Origin of the sequence: Brachymonas denitrificans, from assembly GCF_907163135.1 — a bacterium.
Lineage (GTDB): Bacteria > Pseudomonadota > Gammaproteobacteria > Burkholderiales > Burkholderiaceae_C > Brachymonas > Brachymonas denitrificans_A.
This window is the reverse complement of record NZ_CAJQUA010000001.1, coordinates 33,198-54,657: the sequence shown is the minus strand read 5'-3', so window position 1 is coordinate 54,657 and position 21,460 is coordinate 33,198. Positions and strand designations below refer to the sequence as shown.

Sequence of the window (21,460 nt, the reverse complement as noted above, 5' to 3'; positions counted from 1 at the left end):
ACAAGGGGAACACGGGAGGGCGGGCACCGCAGTGCCCTGCCCGGTCAGCCGCGTTCCAGCTCGATATCGATACCCAGCGAGCGGATTTCCTTGACCAGCACGTTGAACGATTCCGGCATGCCGGCGTCGATGGCATGCTCGCCCTTGACGATGTTCTCGTACACCTTGGTACGGCCCTGCACGTCGTCCGACTTCACGGTCAGCATTTCCTGCAGCACGTAGCTGGCGCCATAGGCTTCCAGCGCCCACACTTCCATCTCGCCGAAACGCTGGCCACCGAACTGGGCCTTGCCGCCCAGCGGCTGCTGCGTCACCAGCGAGTACGGACCGGTCGAGCGGGCGTGCATCTTGTCGTCCACCAGGTGGTGCAGCTTCAGGTAGTGCATGTAGCCGATGGTGGTCGGGCGCTCGAAACGCTCGCCGGTACGGCCGTCGTGCAGCCAGGCCTGGGTACGGCTTTCGGTCAGGCCCTTGGCCTTCGCTTCCTCGTCGGAATAGGCGACCTTCAGCATGTCGCGGATTTCCTGCTCGGACGCACCGTCGAACACCGGCGTGGCGAACGGCATGCCGCCCGTCAGGTTCTTCGCCATGCCCATCAGCTCGTCGTCAGACAGCTTGGCCAGGTTTTCCTTGCGGCCCGAGCGGTTGTACACGTCTTCCAGGTACTGGCGCACTTCGGCGGCCTTGGCATTTGCCTGCAGCATGTCGCCAATGTGCTGGCCGATGCCCTTGCCGGCCCAGCCCAGGTGCACTTCCAGCACCTGGCCGATGTTCATGCGCGAGGGCACGCCCAGCGGGTTCAGCACGATGTCGCACGGCGTGCCATCGGCCATGTAGGGCATGTCTTCGACCGGCAGGATCTTGGAGACCACACCCTTGTTGCCGTGACGGCCAGCCATCTTGTCACCCGGCTGCAGACGGCGCTTGACGGCCAGGTAGACCTTGACCATCTTCAGCACGCCGGCGGGCAGCTCGTCGCCCTGGGTCAGCTTCTTGCGCTTCTCTTCGAACGCCAGGTCGAAATTGTGGCGCGTGGCTTCCAGCGATTTCTTGATGCTTTCCAGCTGGTCGGCAACGGATTCGTCGGCCGGACGGATGTCGAACCAGTGGTACTTGTCCAGGCCATCCAGGTAGGCAGCCTCGATCGTGCTGCCACGGGCCAGCTTCTGCGGGCCGCCGTTGGCAGTCTTGCCGATCAGGATCTTGCGCAGACGGTCCATGGCATCGGCTTCCACGATTCGCATCTGGTCGTTCAGGTCCAGGCGGAAACGCTTCAGCTCGTCGTCGATGATCTGCTGGGCGCGCTTGTCGCGCTGGATGCCTTCGCGGGTGAACACCTGCACGTCGATCACGGTGCCGCTGGAACCCTGGTCCACACGCAGCGAGGTGTCCTTCACGTCGGAAGCCTTCTCGCCGAAGATCGCACGCAGCAGCTTCTCTTCCGGCGTCAGCGTGGTCTCGCCCTTGGGTGTGACCTTGCCCACCAGCACGTCGCCGGGGTTCACTTCCGCGCCCACGTAGATGATGCCGGAGTCGTCCAGACGGTTCAGCTGCACTTCGCTCAGGTTCGGGATATCACGCGTGATTTCCTCGGCACCCAGCTTGGTGTCGCGCGCCATCACCACCAATTCCTCGATGTGGATGGAGGTGTAGCGGTCATCGGCCACCACGCGCTCGCTGATCAGGATCGAGTCCTCGAAGTTGTAGCCGTTCCAGGGCATGAACGCGATCAGCATGTTCTGGCCGATGGCGATCTCGCCCAGGTCGGTCGAAGCGCCGTCGGCAATCACGTCACCCTTGGCCAGCACGTCGCCGCGCTTGACGATCGGGCGCTGGTGGATGTTGGTGTTCTGGTTGGAACGCTGGTACTTGATCAGGTTGTAGATGTCCACGCCCACTTCGCCGGCCACGGCTTCGTTGTCGTTGACACGCACCACGATGCGGGTGGCGTCGACATAATCGACCACGCCGCCGCGCTGGGCCGTCACCACGGTGCCGGAGTCGACCGCGGCCACGCGCTCGATGCCGGTACCCACCATGGGCTTCTCGGGACGCAGCACAGGCACAGCCTGGCGCGACATGTTGGCGCCCATCAGGGCACGGTTCGCGTCATCGTGCTCCAGGAACGGCACCAGCGCGGCCGCCACGGAGGCGATCTGCGCGGGGGACACGTCCATGTACTGCACTTCGGTCGGATCGACCAGCACGGATTCACCCTTTTCGCGGGCGGACACCAGCTCGCCCGTCAGGCGGCCTTCCTCGTCCAGCGTGGCGTTGGCCTGGGCAATGATGTACTTGCCTTCCTCGATGGCAGACAGGTAGTCGACCTGGTCGGTCACCTTGCAGTCCACCACGCGGCGGTACGGGGTCTCGATGAAGCCGTATTCGTTCAGCTGGGCATACAGCGCCAGCGAGTTGATCAGACCGATGTTCGGACCTTCCGGCGTTTCGATCGGGCAGACGCGGCCGTAGTGCGTCACGTGCACGTCACGCACCTCGAAGCCGGCGCGCTCGCGCGTCAGGCCACCCGGGCCCAGTGCGGAGACACGGCGCTTGTGCGTGATCTCGGACAGCGGGTTGGTCTGGTCCATGAACTGGCTCAGCTGGGAGGCACCGAAGAACTCCTTCAGGGCCGCAGAAATCGGCTTGGAGTTGATCAGGTCGTGCGGCATCAGCGGCTCTTGCTCGGCCTGGCCCAGACGCTCCTTCACGGCCTTCTCGATACGCGCCAGACCGGTGCGGAACTGGTTCTCGGCCAGCTCGCCCACACAGCGCACGCGGCGGTTGCCCAGGTGGTCGATGTCGTCGACTTCGCCACGGCCGTTGCGCAGGTCGACCAGCGTCTTGACCACGGCCATGATGTCCTCGTTGGACAGCACCATGGCGCCTTCGGCCTCGTCGCGGCCGATGCGGGCGTTGAACTTCATGCGGCCCACGCGCGACAGATCGTAGCTGTCCTCGCTGTAGAACAGGCGGTGGAACAGCGCCTGCACGGCGTCTTCGGTCGGCGGCTCGCCGGGGCGCATCATGCGGTAGATGGCGACGCGCGCGGCGAACTCGTCGGCCGTGTCGTCGGTGCGCAGGGTCTGGCTGATGTAGGCGCCCTGGTCCAGCTCGTTGGTGAAGATGGCGGCGATGTCCTGCACGCCGGCTTCACGCAGCTTCTTCAGCAGCGCTTCGGTCAGTTCGTCGTTGGCCTTGGCGATGATCTCGCCGGTTTCTTCGTCGATGATGTTGTTCGCGACCACGCGGCCAAGCAGGAAATCCTCGGGCACGCTGACGTGGCTGGTATTGCCGGCTTCCAGCTCACGGATGTGGCGCGCGGTGATGCGCTTGTCCTTGGCGACGATGACCTTGCCGTCCTTGTCCGTGATGTCGAAACGGGCGACTTCACCCTTCAGACGCTCCGGCACCAGTTCCATCTGGGCACCGCTGTCCATCAGGCGGAAATGGTCGTTCACGAAGAAGTTGGCCAGAATCTGCTCGGGGTTCAGGCCGATGGCCTTGAGCAGGATGGTGACCGGCATCTTGCGGCGGCGGTCGACGCGGAAGTACAGGATGTCCTTCGGATCGAATTCGAAGTCCAGCCAGGAGCCGCGGTAGGGAATGATGCGCGCGCTGAACAGCAGCTTGCCCGAGCTGTGCGTCTTGCCCTTGTCGTGTTCGAAGAACACGCCGGGCGAACGGTGCAGCTGCGACACGATGACGCGCTCGGTACCGTTGATGATGAAGGAACCCTTGTCCGTCATCAAGGGCACTTCGCCCATGTAGACTTCCTGCTCCTTCACTTCCTTCACCACCTTGGACTGGGCGGTGGATGCGTCGCGATCATAGATGATCAGCTGCACGCGGGCACGCACGGCGGAGCCGAAGCTCAGGCCACGCGTCTGGCACTCGCGCACGTCGAACGCGGGCTTGGCCAGGTTGTACTCGATGAACTTCATCTCGACATAGCCATTGTGGGAGACAATGGGGAATGCCGATTCGAACGCGGCCTGCAGGCCTTCCGGCTTGCGTTTCTGGGGTGGCACATCCTTCTGCAGGAACGCCGTGTAGGCGTCACGCTGCATTTGCAGCAGATACGGGATCTTCAGCACGCTGTCGCGGCTGCCGAAACTCTTGCGGATGCGTTTGCGTTCGGTATACGTGTAAGACATGAACTCTCCAGGTGAAGACGTGGGCGGCAAGGACTTTGTCCTCAGTCTTTCCTCGAATGTGGGACCGGGCTGCGCTTGCCCGGCAAAGCTTGGTGGCTGGCCCCTACCAGCCATTGGCAGACGGTTGCGCGTTGCACGCAACCCGAACCAAGGGTCTTCCGCCATCGGGAACAGAAGACACGTTCAAGCACATCCTTGTTGAGCCTGGTGCAGGCTGCGCTTGAAGGTGTGTTCTGGCTGCCTCGCGGGGATTTCGTACTGCAAATCCGCCGCAAGACAGAAACACCAAAGGCTGGAACACCCTTGCAGGCGTTCCAGCCCCGGAAAAACCCAATTACTTGAGTTCTGCCTTGGCGCCAGCTTCCACCAGCTTCTTCTGAGCGGCTTCTGCGTCGGCCTTGGGCATGGCTTCCTTGATGGTCTTGGGAGCGCCGTCCACCAGGTCCTTGGCTTCTTTCAGGCCCAGGCCGGTGATTTCGCGCACCACCTTGATGACGCCAACCTTCTGGGCGCCAGCTTCGGTCAGGACCAGATCGAAATCGGTCTTTTCTTCAGCAGCAGCAGCGCCGCCAGCAGCGCCACCAGCAGCGGGAGCAGCCATGGCAGCTGCGCTCACGCCAAACTTCTCTTCGATGGCTTTCACCAGCTCGTTGAGTTCCATGACCGACATCGTGTCCAGGGCGGTCAAAAATGCGTCTTTATCGAATGCCATTTTGTTTATCCTAAAAAATGAATTGGTTGGACGAACGCCTGCGCCTTAGGCAGCAGCCACTTCGCCTTTTTTCTCTGCCAGAGCCGCCAGCACGCGCGCAGTGCGCGAAACGGGCGACATGAGCAAGCCACACAGCTGGGACAGCAGGACTTCCTTGGTAGGAATGCTGGCCAGTTGCTTAACGCCGTTGGCATCCAGAGCCTTGCCGTCGTACACGCCGCCACGGATGACCAGCTTGTCGTTGGTCTTGGCGAACTCGGCTACCACCTTGGCGGCGGCAACTGCGTCTTCGGAAAAGCCATAGATCAGCGGACCGGTCATCTGCTCGGCGGCCGATTCAAAGCTGCTGCCAGCCACTGCACGGCGAGCCAGCGTGTTCTTCAACACGCTCAGCGTCACGCCGTTGCTGCGTGCCTGGTTGCGCAGCTCGGTCATCTGGGCCACCGTGATGCCACGGTATTCCGCCATCACGAGCGTTTGAGCTTTAGCGGCGAGTTCGGTCACTTCGTTGATGACCGCTTCTTTCTCACTGCGATTGAGACTCAAGATCTACTCCTTAATATGTGCACCGGGAATATCCCTGCGCACGCCCTTGTTGCAGCGACCAACTCACTTTCAGGTGCGATGCAGGCTTGCCGCCTGCACCGCGCTAACCTTCGGGTGCGGGATCGCCATCTGCGTTGGCTGGTGAATTAAGTGCCACAACTGCCGGCACGCCAACGGTCTTGGATGACCCGCAGCAGACTTTGCAGCCCGCCGCGACCCACCACATGCGCCGGTTGCCCGGCGCAGATTCTTCGCCCTGGCGCTTAAGCCGTCAGGGACTGGGTATCGACGCGAACGCCCACACCCATGGTAGAGGACACAGCCACCTTGCGCAGGTAGACACCCTTGCTGGAAGCCGGCTTGGCCTTGTTCAGGGCCTCGATCAGCGCCAGCAGGTTGCCCTGCAGCTTCTCGTTGTCGAAGGAACGACGGCCGATGGTGCCGTGGATGATGCCGGCCTTGTCGACGCGGAACTGGACCTGGCCAGCCTTGGCGTTCTTGACGGCGGTAGCAACATCGGGAGTCACGGTGCCGACCTTGGGGTTCGGCATCAGGCCGCGCGGGCCCAGGATCTGGCCCAGCGTACCCACCACGCGCATGGCGTCGGGAGCGGCGATGACAACGTCGAACGGCATGTTGCCGGCCTTGACTTCGGCAGCCAGGTCGTCCATGCCCACCACGTCGGCGCCAGCGGCCTTGGCTTCTTCAGCCTTGGCGCCCTGGGCGAACACGGCAACGCGCTTGGTCTTGCCGGTGCCGTTGGGCATCACGACGGCGCCACGCACCACCTGGTCGGATTTCTTGGCGTCCACGCCCAGTTGCACGGCCACGTCGATGGACTCATCGAACTTGGCGTTGGCGCACTCTTTCACCAGAGCCAGCGCGTCAGCGATGGCGTACAGCTTGGTGGCTTCCACCTTGCCCTCGAGGGCTTTCTGTTTCTTGGTCAGCTTGGCCATCTCACACACCCTCCACAGTCACGCCCATGGAACGGGCGGAGCCAGCGATGGTACGCACGGCGGCGTCCAGATCGGCAGCAGTCAGATCCTTCATCTTGGTCTTGGCGATTTCTTCCAGCTGTTCGCGGGTGATCTTGCCAACCTTGTCGGTATGCGGCTTGGCGGAGCCCTTGTCCAGCTTGATTGCCTTCTTGATCAGCGTGGCAGCCGGAGGGGTCTTGATGATGAACGTGAAGCTCTTGTCCGCGAAGGCGGTAATCACCACCGGCAGCGGCAGACCGGGCTCGACGCCCTGGGTCTGGGCGTTGAACGCCTTGCAGAATTCCATGATGTTCAGACCGCGCTGGCCCAGAGCGGGACCGATCGGCGGCGACGGGTTGGCTTTGCCAGCCGGCACTTGCAGCTTGATAAAGCCGACGATTTTCTTCGCCATGCTATTTCTCCTTGCGGGTTGTAACGCCTGTGTTTGCAGGCTCCCCGGGGGTTAAAGATCCTGGAATGACGGTGCTGCGCGGATCAGGAACGCAGCACCCGAAAATGACTCAGACCGCTCAGGTCTTCTCGATCTGGGAAAACTCCAGCTCGACCGGCGTAGCGCGACCAAAGATCGTGACCGACACGCGCAGCTTGTTCTTCTCGTAGTTGACTTCCTCGATGCTGCCGTTGAAGTCCGCAAACGGACCTTCCTTGACGCGCACCATCTCGCCCACTTCGAATTCCACCTTGTGGCGCGGCTTCTCGCTGCCTTCCTGCATCTGGCTGACGATCTTCTGCACATCGGCCTGGGAAATCGGCGTGGGACGGTTGCGCGCACCACCAACGAAACCCGTGACCTTGCTGGTCTGCTTGACCAGGTGCCAGGCATCGTCGTCCATGATCATCTCGACCAGCACATAGCCCGGAAAGAACTTGCGCTCGGTCGTTTTCTTCTGGCCGTTCTTGACTTCGACCACTTCTTCGGTCGGCACCAGGATGCGGCCGAATTTCTCTTCCATGCCCGCACGCGCAATGCGCTCCCGGATATTGCGCTCGACGGCGCGCTCCATGCCGGAATACGCCTGCACGACGTACCAGCGGAAATCGGGATTGGCAGCTGCTTCCAGCATTTGGTTTTCAGACATGCATTACCTCCAGCCCAGCACCAGGCTGTACAACACCCATTCCAGGGTCTTGTCCGTCAGCCACAGGAACAGCGACATCACCAGCGCAAACGCAAACACGAACATGGTGGTCTGCGTTGCCTCCTTGCGGGTGGGCCATACCACCTTGCGCAGCTCGCGCGAGGATTCACGGCCGAAGCCGACCAGCCCCTTGCCTGCAGCGGACTGCAGGAACACCGCCACGCCAGCCAGCACGCCGACCAGCAGCGCACCCCACTGGGCATACACACCCTGCGGAGCAAGCATGAAATAGGCAACGAAGCCTGCCAGCACCAGCAGCACAGCCACTGCGAGCTTGGCCTTGTCGGCACCTGTGGTGACCGTTTCAACCTGAGATGTAGCCATGAGGCAATTCCACTTTTCCTGGATTCGGGCGCAGCGCGCAAGCAGATGCGCGTGGCAAGCCTTCTAGAGGCGAAGCCAAATATTGTAGCCCAGAAAGACAAGACAGTAAAGCCCGCGTGAAGCGGGCTTTACCTATTTACCACATATCATGTGGCAGGGGCAGAGGGAATCGAACCCCCAACCTTCGGTTTTGGAGACCGACGCTCTGCCAATTGAGCTATACCCCTACGAATCACCTTATTCGATGATCTTGGCAACCACGCCGGCACCGACGGTACGGCCGCCTTCGCGGATGGCGAAGCGCAGACCTTCTTCCATGGCGATCGGGGCGATCAGCTTCACGGTGATCGACACGTTGTCACCCGGCATCACCATTTCCTTGTCGGCCGGCAGCTCGATCGCGCCGGTCACGTCAGTCGTACGGAAGTAGAACTGGGGACGGTAGTTGTTGAAGAACGGCGTGTGACGGCCACCTTCGTCCTTGGACAGCACGTACACCTCGGCGGTGAAGTGCGTGTGCGGCTTGATGGAACCCGGCTTGCACAGCACCTGGCCGCGCTCGACGTCTTCACGCTTGGTGCCGCGCAGCAGGATACCGACGTTGTCGCCAGCCTGGCCCTGGTCCAGCAGCTTGCGGAACATTTCCACGCCCGTGCAGGTCGTCTTCTGGGTTTCCTTGATACCGACGATCTCGATTTCCTCGCCGACCTTGATGATGCCGCGCTCGACGCGACCGGTCACCACGGTACCGCGGCCGGAGATGGAGAACACGTCTTCCACCGGCATCAGGAACGCGCCGTCAACAGCACGCTCGGGAGCAGGGATGTAGGAGTCCAGCGCCTCGGCCAGCTGCATGATGGCGCCTTCGCCCAGCTCGCCCGTGTCGCCTTCCAGCGCCAGCTTGGCGGAACCCTTGATGATCGGGGTGTCGTCGCCGGGGAAGTCGTACTTGCTCAGCAGTTCGCGCACTTCCATCTCGACCAGTTCCAGCAGCTCGGCGTCATCGACCATGTCGCACTTGTTCAGGAACACGATGATGTAGGGCACGCCCACCTGGCGGCTCAGCAGGATGTGTTCACGCGTCTGTGGCATCGGGCCGTCAGCGGCGGAGCACACCAGGATGGCGCCGTCCATCTGGGCAGCACCGGTAATCATGTTCTTCACGTAATCGGCGTGGCCGGGGCAGTCAACGTGCGCGTAGTGGCGGTTGGCCGTCTCGTACTCGACGTGCGAGGTGTTGATGGTAATGCCGCGGGCCTTCTCTTCAGGCGCGTTGTCGATCTGGCTGTAGTCCTTGGCTTCGCCGCCGAACTTCTTGGACAGCACCGTGGCGATTGCCGCAGTCAGAGTGGTCTTGCCGTGGTCCACGTGACCGATCGTGCCGACGTTCACGTGCGGCTTGGTCCGTTCAAACTTTTCCTTGGCCATTTTTTCGACTCCGAAAAACTAGTGTGTGTTGAGGTAAGAAACCACGGCATGCTAGCACAAGCCATGAATGGTGCCCATGGCGGGAATCGGACCCGCGACCTCTCCCTTACCAAGGGAGTGCTCTACCACTGAGCCACATGGGCGAAATTCGCACTGGAAACAGCTTTGCCGCAGACCGTCTGGAGCGGGAGACGGGAATCGAACCCGCGTCATTAGCTTGGAAGGCTAAGGTTCTACCATTGAACTACTCCCGCGCACTTGATGGCGCCAGAGCCTAACCCTCAAGCCGCGGCAGCGCCGCACTCTGCATCAAAACCGTGGTGGAGAGGGCTGGATTCGAACCAGCGTACTCGTAAGAGGGCAGATTTACAGTCTGCTGCCATTAACCACTCGGCCACCTCTCCACAGCAAGACTCGAATTATGCCACGGTTTTCGGCGTTTTTACAAGCATTCCGAATTTTTTCGGAATCATCGCTTGTCGCAGTGACACGTGGCGTTCGCGTCAGGCAAACAATTGTGCCAGAGCCAGCCCCGGTTCTTCGGCCCGCATGAAACTTTCTCCCACCAGAAAGGCCTGGATGCCGGCTTCGCGCAACACTTGCACGTCTTCACGCGTCTGGATGCCGCTTTCGGCAACCAGCAGCTGTTCTGCCGGCAGCCCCTGCCTGAGGCGAATCGTTGTCTGGATGTCGACTTCGAAGGTGCGCAGGTTGCGATTGTTGACGCCGAGCAGCAGCTTGTCGGGCTGGCGCGCCTCGGCGGCCACCTTGCGCGCACGTTCCATTTCGGCCTCGTCATGCACCTCGACCAGCACCGCCATGTCCAGGTCGTGCGCGATGCGGGCGAAGTCGCGCATCTGCGCATCATCCAGGCAGGCGGCAATCAACAGGATGCAATCGGCACCAATGCTGCGCGCCTCGTAGATCTGGTAGGGGTCCACCATGAAGTCCTTGCGCAGCACGGGCAGGTCGCAGCTGGCGCGGGCCTGCTTGAGGTAGTCGTTGCTGCCCTGGAAGAACTGGCGGTCGGTCAGTACCGACAGGCAGGCGGCGGAGAGCTTGCCATCGCCCTCCGCATAGCTCTGTGCGATGTCGGCCGGAATGAAGTCCTCGCGGATGATCCCCTTGGACGGGCTGGCCTTCTTCACTTCGGCAATGATGGCGGGCTGGCCGGCCGCGATCTTCGCGCGCATGGCGCCGGCAAAGTCGCGCGTGAGCACGCGGCTTTCGGCATCGGCACGCATCTCGGCCAGCGATTTCTTCTTGAGGGCGGCCGCCACCTCTTCATGCTTGACGGAAACGATTTTCTGCAGGATATCGGACATGTCTAGTTCTTGTCGGGTTCTTCGGGAGAATCAGGTGGCGGCGTATGCAGCACCTTGAGGATGACCCGGTGCATGACGATGGCGGCCACAATGGTGATGGCAGTGACCGCAAAGGCGATCCAGGCGCCATCGGCCTGCATCCAGGCCGGCATGCTTACAGCACCTTGGACAGTTCGCAGCTGAGCTTGACGAACTGGTCGAGCCTGGCGCGGGCGGCGCCGGAATCGATCGCCTTGCGCGCCATTTCGATGCCCTGCTCCATGCTTTCGGCCACGTTGGCAGCGTACAGCGCCATGCCGGCGTTCATCAGCACCACGTCGCGTGGCGCGCCCTCCTGCCCCTCCAGCACGCCAACCAGCATCTGGCGCGACTCCTCGGGCGTTTTCACCTGCAGGGCACGCGTGCTGCGCATGGTCAGGCCAAAGTCTTCGGGGTGGATCTCGTACTCGGTCACCACGCCGTTCCTGAGTTCGCCCACCAGGGTGGCGGCGCCCAGGCTGATCTCGTCCAGGTTGTCGCGGCCATAGACCACGATGGCGTGTTCCGCACCCAGCTTTTCCAGCACGCGCACCTGGATGCCGACCAGGTCGGCGTGGAAGACGCCCATCAGGATGTTGGGGGCATCGGCCGGGTTGGTGAGCGGGCCGAGAATGTTGAAAATGGTGCGCACGCCCAGTTCGCGCCGCACCGGGGCCACGTGCATCATGGCGGGATGGTGGTTGGGCGCGAACATGAAGCCGATGCCGGTTTCCTGCACGCTGCGCGCGATGTCGGCCGGCGTCATGTCCAAGCTGGCACCCAGTGCCTCGATCACGTCGGCGCTGCCCGACTTGCTGCTGACGCTGCGCCCGCCATGCTTGCTGATGCGCGCACCGGCGGCCGCCGCCACGAACATGGCGCAGGTGGAGATGTTGAAGGTCTGGGCGCCGTCGCCGCCGGTGCCGACGATGTCGACCAGATGCGTCTTGTCGTCGATCTGCACCTTGCTGGAGAACTCGCGCATGACCTTGGCGGCCGCGCTGATCTCGCCGATAGTTTCCTTTTTCACGCGCAGGCCGGTCATGATTGCGGCCGTCATGACCGGCGAAATTTCTCCGGTCATGATCTGGCGCATCAGGCTCAGCATCTCGTCATGGAAGATTTCGCGGTGTTCGATGGTGCGCTGCAGGGCTTCCTGCGGGGTGATGTGGACTGGCTTGATCATGCTCGCTCCAGGAAATTCTTGAGCATGGCGTGGCCGTGCTCGGTCAATATGCTTTCGGGGTGGAACTGGACGCCTTCGATGTCCAGCGTCCTGTGGCGCACGCCCATGATTTCGCCGTCGTCGGTCCAGGCGGTGATTTCCAGCTCTGCCGGCAGGCTGGCGCGTTCGATCGACAGCGAGTGGTAGCGGTTGACGGTGAAACGGCGCGGCAGGTTGCGGAACACGCCGGTCTGCGTGGTGGTGATGACGCTGGTCTTGCCGTGCATCAACTCCTGCGCACGGATGATGGTGCCGCCGAAAGCTGCGCCAATGGACTGGTGGCCGAGACAGACGCCAAGAATGGGCAGCTTGCCGGCGAAGTGCTGGATCGCCGGGACGGACACGCCTGCCTCGTTCGGCGAACAGGGGCCGGGCGAGATGCAGAGGCGGTCGAACGCGCCTTGCTGGAAGAGTGCATCGAGTTGCTCCAGCGTGATTTCGTCGTTGCGGTGCACGATCACCTCGGCGCCCAGCTCGCCGAAATACTGAACAATGTTGTAAGTGAAGCTGTCGTAGTTGTCCACCATCAGGACCTTGGTCTTGTCGCTCATTGCAGGCCCTCCTCGACCAGTTCGGCCGCGCGCATCAGGGCGCGCGACTTGTGTTCGGTTTCTTTCCACTCCATCTCGGGAATGCTGTCGGCGACCACTCCGGCGGAGGCCTGCACGTACAGCATGCCGTCCTTGACGATGGCGGTGCGGATGGCGATGGCCACGTCCATGTCGCCGGCATAGCTCAGGTAACCGCAGGCGCCGCCATAGATGCCGCGCTTGACGGGTTCGAGCTCGTCGATCAGCTCCATCGCGTGCACCTTGGGCGCACCGGTGAGCGTGCCGGCCGGGAAGGTGGCGCGCAGCACGTCCATATTGCTCATGCCGTCCTGCAGCGTGCCCTGCACGTTGCTCACGATATGCATCACGTGGCTGTAGCGCTCGACCACGAAGGCTTCGGTGACCTGCACCGAGCCCGTGGTGGCGATGCGGCCGATGTCGTTGCGCGCCAGGTCGATCAGCATGACGTGCTCGGCGCGCTCCTTGGGATCGTTGACCAGTTCCTGTTCAGCCGCCAGATCGGCCTCGGGCGTGGCACCGCGCGGGCGGGTGCCGGCGAGCGGGCGGATGGTGAGGGTTTGCGTGCCGTCTGACGCATGCTCGTGCCGCACCAGGATTTCGGGCGAGGCACCTACCACCTGGAAATCGCCGAAGTGGTAGTAGTACATGTAGGGGCTCGGGTTGAGCGAGCGCAGCGCACGGTACAGGTTGAGCGGGTGCGCGGCGAAGCGCTTTTTCAGACGCTGGCCGACCTGGACCTGCATGAAGTCGCCGGCGGCGATCAGGTCCTTGGCGCGCTGCACGGCAGCGAGGTAGTCGTCCTTGGCAAAGTTGCGCTCGATCGGCTCGCTCTTGAAGATGCCGGCGGGCGGCGCGATGGCGGGCTGGGCCAGGCGGTCCTTGAGTTCACGCAGGCGCAGCTTGCCGCGGTTGAAGGCTTCGGGCTGCTTGGGATCGATGTAGACCAGCAGGTAGAGCTTGCCGGAAAGGTTGTCGATCACTGCGACTTCCTCGCATTGCAGCAGCAGGATGTCGGGCGTGCCGAGTTCGTCGGGCGGACAGGAGGCTTCGAGCTTTTTCTCGATGTAGCGCACGGCGTCGTAGCCGAAATAGCCGGCCAGGCCGCCGCAGAAGCGCGGCATGCCCGGGCGCAGCGCGACCTTGAAACGCTGCTGGTAGCTGGCAATGAAGTCGAGTGGATTGCCGGTGGCGGTTTCGACCACCTGGCCGTCGGTGACGACCTCGGTTTTCGCTTCGGCGCCGAAGCCGGTCGCACGCAGCAGCGTGCGCGCCGGCAGGCCGATGAAGCTGTAGCGGCCGAAGCGTTCGCCGCCCACCACCGATTCGAGCAGAAAGCTGTTGCTGCCGCCATATTCGGCGTGGGCCAGCTTGAGGTAGAGGGAAAGCGGTGTCTCGAGGTCGGCAAAGGCCTCGAGCATGAGCGGGATGCGGTTGTAACCCTGGGCGACCAGGCTGTTGAATTCGAGTTCAGTCATCATGAAGGATTCACCTTGTGCTGGGGGCTGTTGCGCACACCGGCAGGCAGGCGCAGATCGCCTTGCATGCTAGCGGCTGCATCGTGCACCACGATGACAGCCAGCCCCGGAGGATGGCGCCCGTCTGCGCTGGCCTTGGCAGGATCGGGCAGGAAACACCGGCGCGGCTCAGGCCGCGCCAAAGGCATGGCAGGGACGCCAGGGCCAGGCTCCCCGGTCACTGCAACCTGTGGTGGTGTTTCGATGAATGAACATTAGATCAGTCTAGCAAACTTTTTGTCGCAATGCAGCGGTGCTTTCCCGCAACCGTGTGTGCCGTGGTCGGCGCTCCTGGCAGTCGCTGGTTGGCTGGGTGGCTGCCGGCCGCATTACGCCGCAGCATGGGGCACCACCACAAGCTCCATCAGACTGTCCAGATAGCCGTCCGCCGGCACTTCACGCACGGGCTGGCCATGGTTGTAGCCATAGCTCAGCAGCAGCACCGGGCAGCCGGCAGCATGTGCGGCTTGCGCGTCGTTGCTGGAGTCGCCCAGCATCAGGGTGACAGCCGGCACGGTGCCGAGTGCGCGGGCGGTTTCGAGCAGGGGCATGGGATCGGGCTTCTTGCGCGGGAAGGCATCGCCACCGAACACCACGCGGAAGTACTGGCGCAGGTCGAGCGCCTCGAGCAGCGCTTCGGCGTGGGCCTGCGGCTTGTTGGTGAGGCAGGCCATGGGCAGTCCGGCGGCATACAGGGCCTGCAAGCCTTCGCGCACACCGGCGAAGGGCTCGGCAAACTGGCCGTTGATCACGCCGTAGTACCGCTGGTAAGAGCGCCAGGCCTGTTCATAACGCGCTTCCGGCTGCGTGGCGGGACAGCTGCTGTCGCAGGCGGTCAGGCTGGCCTGGCGCATCTGCTCGGCCAGCACGCTGCGGATCAGGTGCTCGGAGCCCTTGCCGACCGTGCGGCTGATGAAGTCGCGCGACACCGGCGGCAGCTGCAGTTCGGCCAGCATGCGATTGAGCGCGACCTCGAAATCGCCCAGGGTGTCGACCATGGTGCCGTCCAGATCGACCATGGCGGCCTGCACTTCCAGCGCCTGCGTGGCACCGGGCCAGCGCAGGCGGACGGCGGTGGCAGGTTTCGTGGCGGAAACGGACGGCATCGGCACGTCCGCGCTCATGCCAGCGCCTTGCGCATGTCGGCGATGACGGCGGCGTAGTCGGGCTTGCCGAAGATGGCGCTGCCTGCCACGAAGGTGTCGGCGCCGGCATCGGCCACGCGGCGGATGTTGTCGGCCTTGATGCCGCCATCCACCTCCAGCCGGATATCCTTGCCGCAGGCGTCGATGCGCTTGCGCACGGCCTCGATCTTGCGCAGCGCACTGTCGATGAAGCTCTGGCCGCCGAAGCCGGGGTTGACGCTCATCAGCAGGATCAGGTCGATATCGTCAATGACCCAGTCGAGCACGTCGAGTGGCTCGGCCGGGTTGAATACCAGCCCCGCCTGGCAGCCGGCGCCCTTGATGGCCTGGATGCTGCGGTGCACGTGGCTGCTGGCGTCAGGATGGAAGCTGATCAGGTCGGCGCCAGCCTGGGCGAAGGCCTGGGCCAGCGCATCGACCGGCTGCACCATCATGTGCACGTCCATCGGCACCGGCTTGCCGTCGGGCGTGACGGCGTGCGGCTTGATGGCCTGGCAGATCATGGGGCCGAAGGTGAGGTTGGGCACGTAATGGTTGTCCATCACGTCGAAATGGATCCAGTCGGCGCCGGCGGCAATCACGTTGCGGACCTCTTCGCCCAGACGGGCAAAGTCGGCCGAGAGGATGGAGGGGGCGATGCGGTAGGTGGTCATGACCGGTATTGTCGCGCATCGCGGGGGCGTCCGGCACGACTGTCAGGCTTTGCCGCTACCATAGCGCCCATGCCAGATTTCACCACTACCCCGCCCGATGCCGATTACCAGCTGACCGTGGAGGTCCGCCCGGAATACCTGCCCGATGAGTCAGAGCCGGCGGCCGATCGCTATGTGTTCGCCTATCACGTGACGATCACGAATACGGGCCGGGTGGCAGCGCAGGTGGTGTCGCGCCACTGGATCATCACCGATGGCGAGGGGCGCGAGGAGCAGGTAAAGGGCCTGGCAGTGGTGGGCTACCAGCCGGTGCTCAAGCCGGGCGAGAAGTTCGAGTACAGTAGTGGCACGCCGCTGCGTACCTCGCATGGCGTAATGCGTGGCAGCTATTTCTGCGTGGCCGTGGATGGCGAGCGTTTCGAGGCGCCCATCGGTCCGTTTGCGCTGGTGGCACCCGAGGGCGGCTCCACGCCGGTGCAGTCCCACACCCTGCATTGAGACTGCATGGCAGCACGCAAGATCGAGATCGAGGCCCTGCTTGGCCGCATCGACCCGGATGCCGACCAGGTGGAGCGGCATCTGTGGCTGCATGACGTGCTGGAATGGATTCGCGGCGATGCGCAGGATGTGCAGGCGGCCGTGGGTCGCGTGCGCCAGATTCTGGCAGCCGTCGGCCGCATGCCGGACTGGCCGCCGCGCTGGCGCGCCTGGTGGCAGCAGTTCATCACGCATGTGGATGCCACCCCCCTGCTGGCGGATTACGGCTTTGCGCCGCGCACGGCGTTTGCCAGCGAGCTGGGGCACCGGCTGCTGCGCAAGTGGCTGCCGCCAACGCCGGAGACCACGGATCTGTCGCAGCTGTTCCACCTGTTGTTTCCGCAGGCCTTCGATGCGCAGTGGATTCGCGCCGTCGACCCGGCCACGCTGCAGCATGCGCAGCGCCTGCTGTTTGCCTCCCCGGAACAGGGGCCGCCCGCGCTCGAAATGCAACCCGGCCTGTGGGAAGAGCCGGCCCGGGAGCCTGTCAGCCCGCCGCCCCACATCGTGCTGGCCACCACGGCCAGCGCCTGGGGCCAGCCGGTGGCCAGCTACTGGCAGAACGAGTTGATCGAGGCCATCATGTACAGCGTGAGCCAGATCGGCGCCACCGGCTTCGCCAGCGAGATCCGCATGCGCATGGCCGATGACGCCGACACGCAGCACGCCTTTCATGATCTGGCGCACAGCATGGATGCCTGGACGCGACAGCTCGGCATCCACGGCCTGAAGCACCCAGAAACACTGGCGGCGACCGAACTGCTGCGCGAACAGTTGGCCCACTGCCGGCGCGCAGCGGGAACGGTGTATGCCCATCTGGCCGAGCAAGGGGTGTCGGTGGGCATCGTGTTCCGCCTGCGCCAGATGCGCGACCGCGTGCAGCGCGTGAACGAATTGCTGGACTGCCTGTTCAGCCAGAACCCGGCGCATTCGACGGCACGGCTGGTGGCCCGTCTGATCATGGTGGGACAGGAGCGGCGCAGCGTGCGCAACCTGATCCGCAGCAGCTCCCACCTGACGGCCGCCAAGGTGGCCGAGCGCCATGCCGAAAGCGGCGAAACCTATATCACGCGCAACTTCCGCGAGTGGCGCGTGATGCTGGGCCATGCCCTGGGAGGCGGCTTTGCCATGGGCTTTGCCGTCTGGTTCAAGTTCCTGATCGGGACGCTGGCGCTGTCGATCTTCTGGAGCGGGCTGGTCGCCGGGATCAACTACGCGCTGATCTTCGTGCTGATCCAGCTATTGCACTGGACGATTGCTACCAAGCAGCCGGCGGTGACGGCGCCCGCCCTGGCGGCACGACTCAAGGCCATGGACCAGCCCAATGCGGTCGATGCCTTTGTCGACGAAGTCTCGCACCTGATCCGCTCGCAGGTGATTGCCATTGTCGGCAACCTGCTGGCCGTTGTGCCCTGTGTGCTGCTGATCTCCGCGGCCCTGCAGTACGGTCTGGGGCAGCCGATGATTCCGGTGAAGACAGCCACGGCGTCCATGGGGGCGCTCGATGTGTTCGGCCCGACGGTGCTGTTTGCCGGCTTTACCGGTGCTTTGCTGTTTGCCTCCAGCATCATTGCCGGCTGGACGGAAAACTGGTTCGTGTTTCACCGGCTCGATTCGGCCATGGCGCACCATCCGCGCTTTCGCCGCCTGCTGGGGGTGGATCGGGCGCGGCGGCTGGCGCAGTGGATGCGCGATCATGTCTCCGGGCTTGCCGCCAATATCTCGCTCGGCCTGATGCTGGGGCTGACCCCTGCCATTGCACTGTTCTTCGGGCTGGGACTGGAAGTACGCCACGTGACGCTGGCAGCGGGACAGCTGGCTGCGGCCGCCTTTACACTGGGTGCACCGGTGCTGCATCAGCAGGAGTTCTGGCTGGCACTGGCAGGAGTCGCGCTGGTGGGCCCGATCAACGTCATCGTGAGCTTCTACTTTGCCTTCCGCACCGCCGTGGCGGCGCACAACGTGCCGCAGGTGGATCGCCGCCGCATCAACTCGGCCCTGCTCTATCGCCTGCTGCATGCTCCCCTGAGCTTCATCTTTCCTCCCAAGAAGCGCAAGACGCCTTCCCCTTCCGGCACGTATGGTGCCGGGAACTGATTCTTTGCCTGTCCATGTCTGCCTCCTCCAGCTCCGGCGAATTCGCCCTGATCGACCGCCATTTCCGCCGCCCTTCGCCCTTGCGCCATGCCACGGTCGGCATCGGGGATGACTGCGCCCTGCTGGCCCCCTTGCCGGATGAGCAGCTGGCCATCTCCACCGACATGCTGGTGGCCGGCCGGCATTTTTTCGAGGACGTGGATCCGGCCGCACTGGGCCACAAGGCCCTGGCCGTGAACCTGAGCGACCTGGCCGCCTGCGGCGCGCAGCCGCTGGGTGCCACGCTGGCGATTGCCTTGCCGGCGGTGGACGATGCCTGGCTGGAGGCCTTTGCCAGCGGCTTGTTCGCCCTGGCCGATGCCCATGGCTGTGAACTGGTGGGCGGCGATACCACGCGCGGGCCGCTCACCCTCAGCCTGACGGTGTTTGGCAGCGTGCCGCCGGGCAGCGCGCATCTGCGCAGTGGCGCCAGCGCCGGCGACGACATCTACGCCAGCCATGCGCCGCTGCAAGGGCTGGGTGACGCGCGCCTGGCGCTGCAACTGCAGCAGCTGGCGCGCGGAGACACACCCCCCGCTGCCGCCATCCTGCAGACGCTCGAACCCCGCATGCGCCACCACCTGCTGCACATGACGCGGGTGCGGCTGGAGCTGCCCCAGCCCCGCATCGCCCTGGGACTGGCGCTGCGCGGCATCGCCAGCGCCTGCGCCGACCTGAGTGACGGACTGACTGGCGACCTGGGGCACATCATGCAGGCCTCGGGCCTGGGTGCCACGCTCCAGGCGCTGGATGGCGCGGACGGCCTGCTGCATGCCTGCAGCCCGGCGCTGCGCACGCTGGGGAATGACGTCGCCCTGCAGATGGCGCTGGCCGGCGGGGATGACTACGAACTGGTCTTTACGGCTCCACGGGACCGGCGCGATGCCGTCGCGGCTGCCGCGGCCCGCTGCGGGCTATGCGCCAGCCGCATCGGACGCATGGAAACCGAGGCGGGCCTGCGCTTTGTCGATCTGGGTGGCAGGCAACACTCCCTGGCCGCCAGGGCGTTCGACCATTTCGGTTGAGGGCCTGACACCGGCACCATCAATTCCTTCCGAAGGGTTTGCGTCATTCCCCCCTCATGGTCTCTCATGGAGCTACCGCTCTGCGACAATCCACGCCATGTCCACCACACCTCTTGCTCCAGTCCGCCCCACCCTCTCGTTCCTGCTGCGTCATCCTGCGCACTGGATTGCGCTGGGTTTCGGCTCCGGCCTGAGCCCGAAGGCGCCAGGCACGGCAGGCACGCTCTGGGCCTGGGCGGCCTGGCTGCTGCTGCAGTTGGTACTGCCGCATGCGGCGCTCGGCTGGCTGGTGCTGCTCGGCATCCCGCTGGGGTGGTGGGCCTGCACGGTCACCGCGCGCAACATGGGCGTGGCAGACCCCGGCAGCATCGTGTGGGATGAGGTAGTGGCATTCTGGGGTGTGCTCTGGATCCTGCAGCCGGCGCTGGCACTCGAGCCCTTCAGCACCGCCGCCTGGATCTGGCAGGCGCTTGCCTTTGCCGTATTCCGCTTCTTCGACGCCGCCAAGCCGCCACCGGTGCGCTGCGCCGACCAGCGCTTCAAGGGCTTTGGCTGGCGCGGTGGCTGGGGCATCCTGTTCGATGATCTGGTGGCTGCCGCCTGCAGCGTGGCCGTGCTCACGCTGGTGCACGCCTCCGGCCTGCATGCCGGCTGGTGGCACTGATCCGCTAGCCAGCCAGCCCCGGCCCGTAGCGGAACAGCGCATACAGCACCACACCCGCCAACCCGCCGATCACCGTGCCGTTCAGCCGGATGAACTGCAGATCACGCCCCACGCTGCGCTCGATCTCCTGCACCATGTAGCGCGCATCCCATTCCTGCACCGTGCGGCGGATATGCTCGGGAGCGATGTCGCGCAACTGGTCGGCCACATGCTCCACGGCGATGCGCAGCTGGTCGTTGGCCGCATCCTGCCAGACCGGATCATCGCGCAGTCGCTCGCCCAGCTGCTGCGCATACCGGACGAAATGGCGTGCGATCACCGAGTCCTCGCTGTCCAGATCCTGCTGCAGCCAGGCACGCAGGCGCGCCCACAGTTGCTGCACATAGCCCTGCAGCGCAGGATGCAGCAGCAACTGCGTCTTCAACTGCTGCACCTTCTGCTGCAGTTCGGGCTCGTCCTGCAGGCGCTCCATCATGCGGGCCACCTCCTCGCCGTAACGCAGGCGCAGCGGATGCTCGGGATCGCTCAACACCACCACCACCTCGTCGATCAGCGCCTGCGCCAGCTTGTCCGCCAGGCGATCGGCGATTTCCTCGGTACGGTCCAGCTTGTCGGTGAACCAGGTCATCTTGGGATATTCGCGTCGCGCCATGGACATCATCTTGTCGGAGATCAGGCCACGGATTTCGGGTGCGCTCACCCACTCGGCCACCTTGACCAATCCCGCATTCAGCACGCGCTGGTGATGCTGGCCATGGGTCAGCAGCTGCATCAGTTGCGCGGCGGTTGGCGCGGCATTCCAGTCATGCAGCTGGCGTTTGACGATGGCCAGCAGGTCGCGCTCGATGGCAGGGTCGTCCAGCGCCGCCAGCGACTGGCGCGCCCAGCTGCGCAGCTGCGTCGCCAGATAGGCGACGCGTTCCGGCTGGCTCAGGTACTCGCCGATGCGCTGCGCTGGATTGAACGCTGCAATCCGCGGCAGCAGCACCGCCTTGTCCAGAAACTTGTCGCGCACGAAATGCGCCAGATTGTCGGCAATGCGCTGCTGGTTGCGCGGAATGATGGCCGTATGTGGAATCGGCAGGCCCATGGGATGACGGAACAGCGCCACCACGGCAAACCAGTCCGCCAGCGCACCCACGGTGGCTGCCTCGGCAAATGCACCGACCCAGGCCCAGGCGCCCTGCCGCCCGAAATAGTGGCTGAGCGCGAGCAGGGCCACAGCCAGCAGCAAGGCCCCCAGGGCAATGGCCTTCATGCGCCGCAACTGGCGCGCCTTTTCCTGTGCCCGTTCGGCAGCCAGATCGGGCGGCACCGGGCTTGGCGAAGTCTGTGTCAT

General features: G+C 64.0%; 20 protein-coding genes and 4 tRNA genes. 4 read left to right on the top strand and 20 right to left on the bottom strand.

Annotated features, from left to right (window positions below; all coding sequences use genetic code 11):
• Positions 1 to 44 precede the first annotated feature (44 nt).
• The 19 genes from rpoB to rpe form a co-directional block, all read right to left on the bottom strand.
• Positions 45 to 4,157 carry a DNA-directed RNA polymerase subunit beta gene (gene rpoB, locus KKQ75_RS00295; RefSeq protein ID WP_213358683.1) on the bottom strand — a complete coding sequence of 1,371 codons (4,113 nt, stop codon included), beginning with the start codon at positions 4,155 to 4,157 and terminating at the stop codon, positions 45 to 47.
• 334 nt (positions 4,158 to 4,491) lie between these two features.
• Positions 4,492 to 4,869: a 50S ribosomal protein L7/L12 gene (gene rplL, locus KKQ75_RS00290; protein WP_091815627.1), complete on the bottom strand. Its 378-nt coding sequence runs from the start codon at positions 4,867 to 4,869 to the stop codon at positions 4,492 to 4,494.
• 45 nt (positions 4,870 to 4,914) lie between these two features.
• Positions 4,915 to 5,415: a 50S ribosomal protein L10 gene (gene rplJ / locus KKQ75_RS00285; protein WP_213358681.1), complete on the bottom strand. Its 501-nt coding sequence runs from the start codon at positions 5,413 to 5,415 to the stop codon at positions 4,915 to 4,917.
• 263 nt (positions 5,416 to 5,678) lie between these two features.
• Positions 5,679 to 6,374, bottom strand: a complete 696-nt coding sequence (gene rplA / locus KKQ75_RS00280; protein WP_213358679.1) for a 50S ribosomal protein L1 — start codon at positions 6,372 to 6,374, stop codon at positions 5,679 to 5,681.
• A gap of 1 nt (position 6,375) precedes the next feature.
• A complete protein-coding gene (gene rplK / locus KKQ75_RS00275; RefSeq protein ID WP_091815619.1) occupies positions 6,376 to 6,807 on the bottom strand; it encodes a 50S ribosomal protein L11 in 432 nt (143 codons plus the stop codon).
• A 118-nt stretch (positions 6,808 to 6,925) separates the two neighbouring features.
• On the bottom strand, positions 6,926 to 7,495 hold the full coding sequence (nusG, locus tag KKQ75_RS00270) for a transcription termination/antitermination protein NusG (RefSeq protein ID WP_250130945.1): 570 nt from the start codon (positions 7,493 to 7,495) through the stop codon (positions 6,926 to 6,928).
• Between the two features lie 3 nt (positions 7,496 to 7,498).
• Positions 7,499 to 7,879 carry a preprotein translocase subunit SecE gene (gene secE, locus KKQ75_RS00265; RefSeq protein WP_213358677.1) on the bottom strand — a complete coding sequence of 127 codons (381 nt, stop codon included), beginning with the start codon at positions 7,877 to 7,879 and terminating at the stop codon, positions 7,499 to 7,501.
• Between the two features lie 151 nt (positions 7,880 to 8,030).
• Positions 8,031 to 8,106, bottom strand: a tRNA-Trp gene (locus tag KKQ75_RS00260).
• Between the two features lie 10 nt (positions 8,107 to 8,116).
• On the bottom strand, positions 8,117 to 9,307 hold the full coding sequence (gene tuf, locus KKQ75_RS00255; protein WP_213358675.1) for an elongation factor Tu: 1,191 nt from the start codon (positions 9,305 to 9,307) through the stop codon (positions 8,117 to 8,119).
• Positions 9,308 to 9,375: 68 nt separating this feature from the next.
• A tRNA-Thr gene (locus tag KKQ75_RS00250) sits at positions 9,376 to 9,450 on the bottom strand.
• A gap of 37 nt (positions 9,451 to 9,487) precedes the next feature.
• Positions 9,488 to 9,561 (bottom strand) — tRNA-Gly (locus KKQ75_RS00245).
• Between the two features lie 64 nt (positions 9,562 to 9,625).
• A tRNA-Tyr gene (locus KKQ75_RS00240) sits at positions 9,626 to 9,711 on the bottom strand.
• 99 nt (positions 9,712 to 9,810) lie between these two features.
• Positions 9,811 to 10,632: an indole-3-glycerol phosphate synthase TrpC gene (gene trpC, locus KKQ75_RS00235; RefSeq protein WP_213358673.1), complete on the bottom strand. Its 822-nt coding sequence runs from the start codon at positions 10,630 to 10,632 to the stop codon at positions 9,811 to 9,813.
• Positions 10,633 to 10,634: 2 nt separating this feature from the next.
• A complete protein-coding gene (locus tag KKQ75_RS00230) occupies positions 10,635 to 10,784 on the bottom strand; it encodes a hypothetical protein (RefSeq protein WP_213358671.1) in 150 nt (49 codons plus the stop codon).
• 2 nt (positions 10,785 to 10,786) lie between these two features.
• Positions 10,787 to 11,836, bottom strand: coding sequence for an anthranilate phosphoribosyltransferase (gene trpD / locus KKQ75_RS00225; RefSeq protein WP_213358669.1), 1,050 nt, complete (start codon positions 11,834 to 11,836; stop codon positions 10,787 to 10,789).
• Positions 11,833 to 12,426: an anthranilate synthase component II gene (locus tag KKQ75_RS00220; RefSeq protein WP_250130944.1), complete on the bottom strand. Its 594-nt coding sequence runs from the start codon at positions 12,424 to 12,426 to the stop codon at positions 11,833 to 11,835. Before KKQ75_RS00220 ends, trpD begins: the two co-directional genes overlap by 4 nt.
• Positions 12,423 to 13,925, bottom strand: a complete 1,503-nt coding sequence (trpE, locus tag KKQ75_RS00215) for an anthranilate synthase component I (RefSeq protein ID WP_213358667.1) — start codon at positions 13,923 to 13,925, stop codon at positions 12,423 to 12,425. Before trpE ends, KKQ75_RS00220 begins: the two co-directional genes overlap by 4 nt.
• A 365-nt stretch (positions 13,926 to 14,290) precedes the next feature.
• Positions 14,291 to 15,085, bottom strand: a complete 795-nt coding sequence (gene gph, locus KKQ75_RS00210; RefSeq protein WP_434087714.1) for a phosphoglycolate phosphatase — start codon at positions 15,083 to 15,085, stop codon at positions 14,291 to 14,293.
• Positions 15,082 to 15,759, bottom strand: coding sequence for a ribulose-phosphate 3-epimerase (gene rpe, locus KKQ75_RS00205; RefSeq protein ID WP_213358665.1), 678 nt, complete (start codon positions 15,757 to 15,759; stop codon positions 15,082 to 15,084). Before rpe ends, gph begins: the two co-directional genes overlap by 4 nt.
• Positions 15,760 to 15,828: 69 nt before the next feature.
• On the opposite strand from rpe, the gene apaG reads away from it, so the two are divergent.
• The 4 genes from apaG to KKQ75_RS00185 all read left to right on the top strand — a co-directional run bounded on the left by apaG (position 15,829) and on the right by KKQ75_RS00185 (position 20,121).
• Positions 15,829 to 16,257 (top strand): Co2+/Mg2+ efflux protein ApaG, encoded by a 429-nt coding sequence (gene apaG, locus KKQ75_RS00200; protein WP_213358663.1) that lies wholly within the window; start codon positions 15,829 to 15,831, stop codon positions 16,255 to 16,257.
• Positions 16,258 to 16,263: 6 nt separating this feature from the next.
• A complete protein-coding gene (locus KKQ75_RS00195) occupies positions 16,264 to 18,393 on the top strand; it encodes a site-specific recombinase (protein ID WP_213358661.1) in 2,130 nt (709 codons plus the stop codon).
• Positions 18,394 to 18,407: 14 nt separating this feature from the next.
• Complete coding sequence (thiL, locus tag KKQ75_RS00190; RefSeq protein WP_213358659.1) at positions 18,408 to 19,457, top strand: thiamine-phosphate kinase; 1,050 nt, start codon at positions 18,408 to 18,410, stop codon at positions 19,455 to 19,457.
• A 97-nt stretch (positions 19,458 to 19,554) separates the two neighbouring features.
• On the top strand, positions 19,555 to 20,121 hold the full coding sequence (locus KKQ75_RS00185; RefSeq protein ID WP_213358657.1) for a phosphatidylglycerophosphatase A family protein: 567 nt from the start codon (positions 19,555 to 19,557) through the stop codon (positions 20,119 to 20,121).
• Between the two features lie 4 nt (positions 20,122 to 20,125).
• On the opposite strand, the gene KKQ75_RS00180 is transcribed toward KKQ75_RS00185, so the two are convergent.
• Positions 20,126 to 21,460: a DUF445 domain-containing protein gene (locus tag KKQ75_RS00180; RefSeq protein ID WP_213358655.1), complete on the bottom strand. Its 1,335-nt coding sequence runs from the start codon at positions 21,458 to 21,460 to the stop codon at positions 20,126 to 20,128.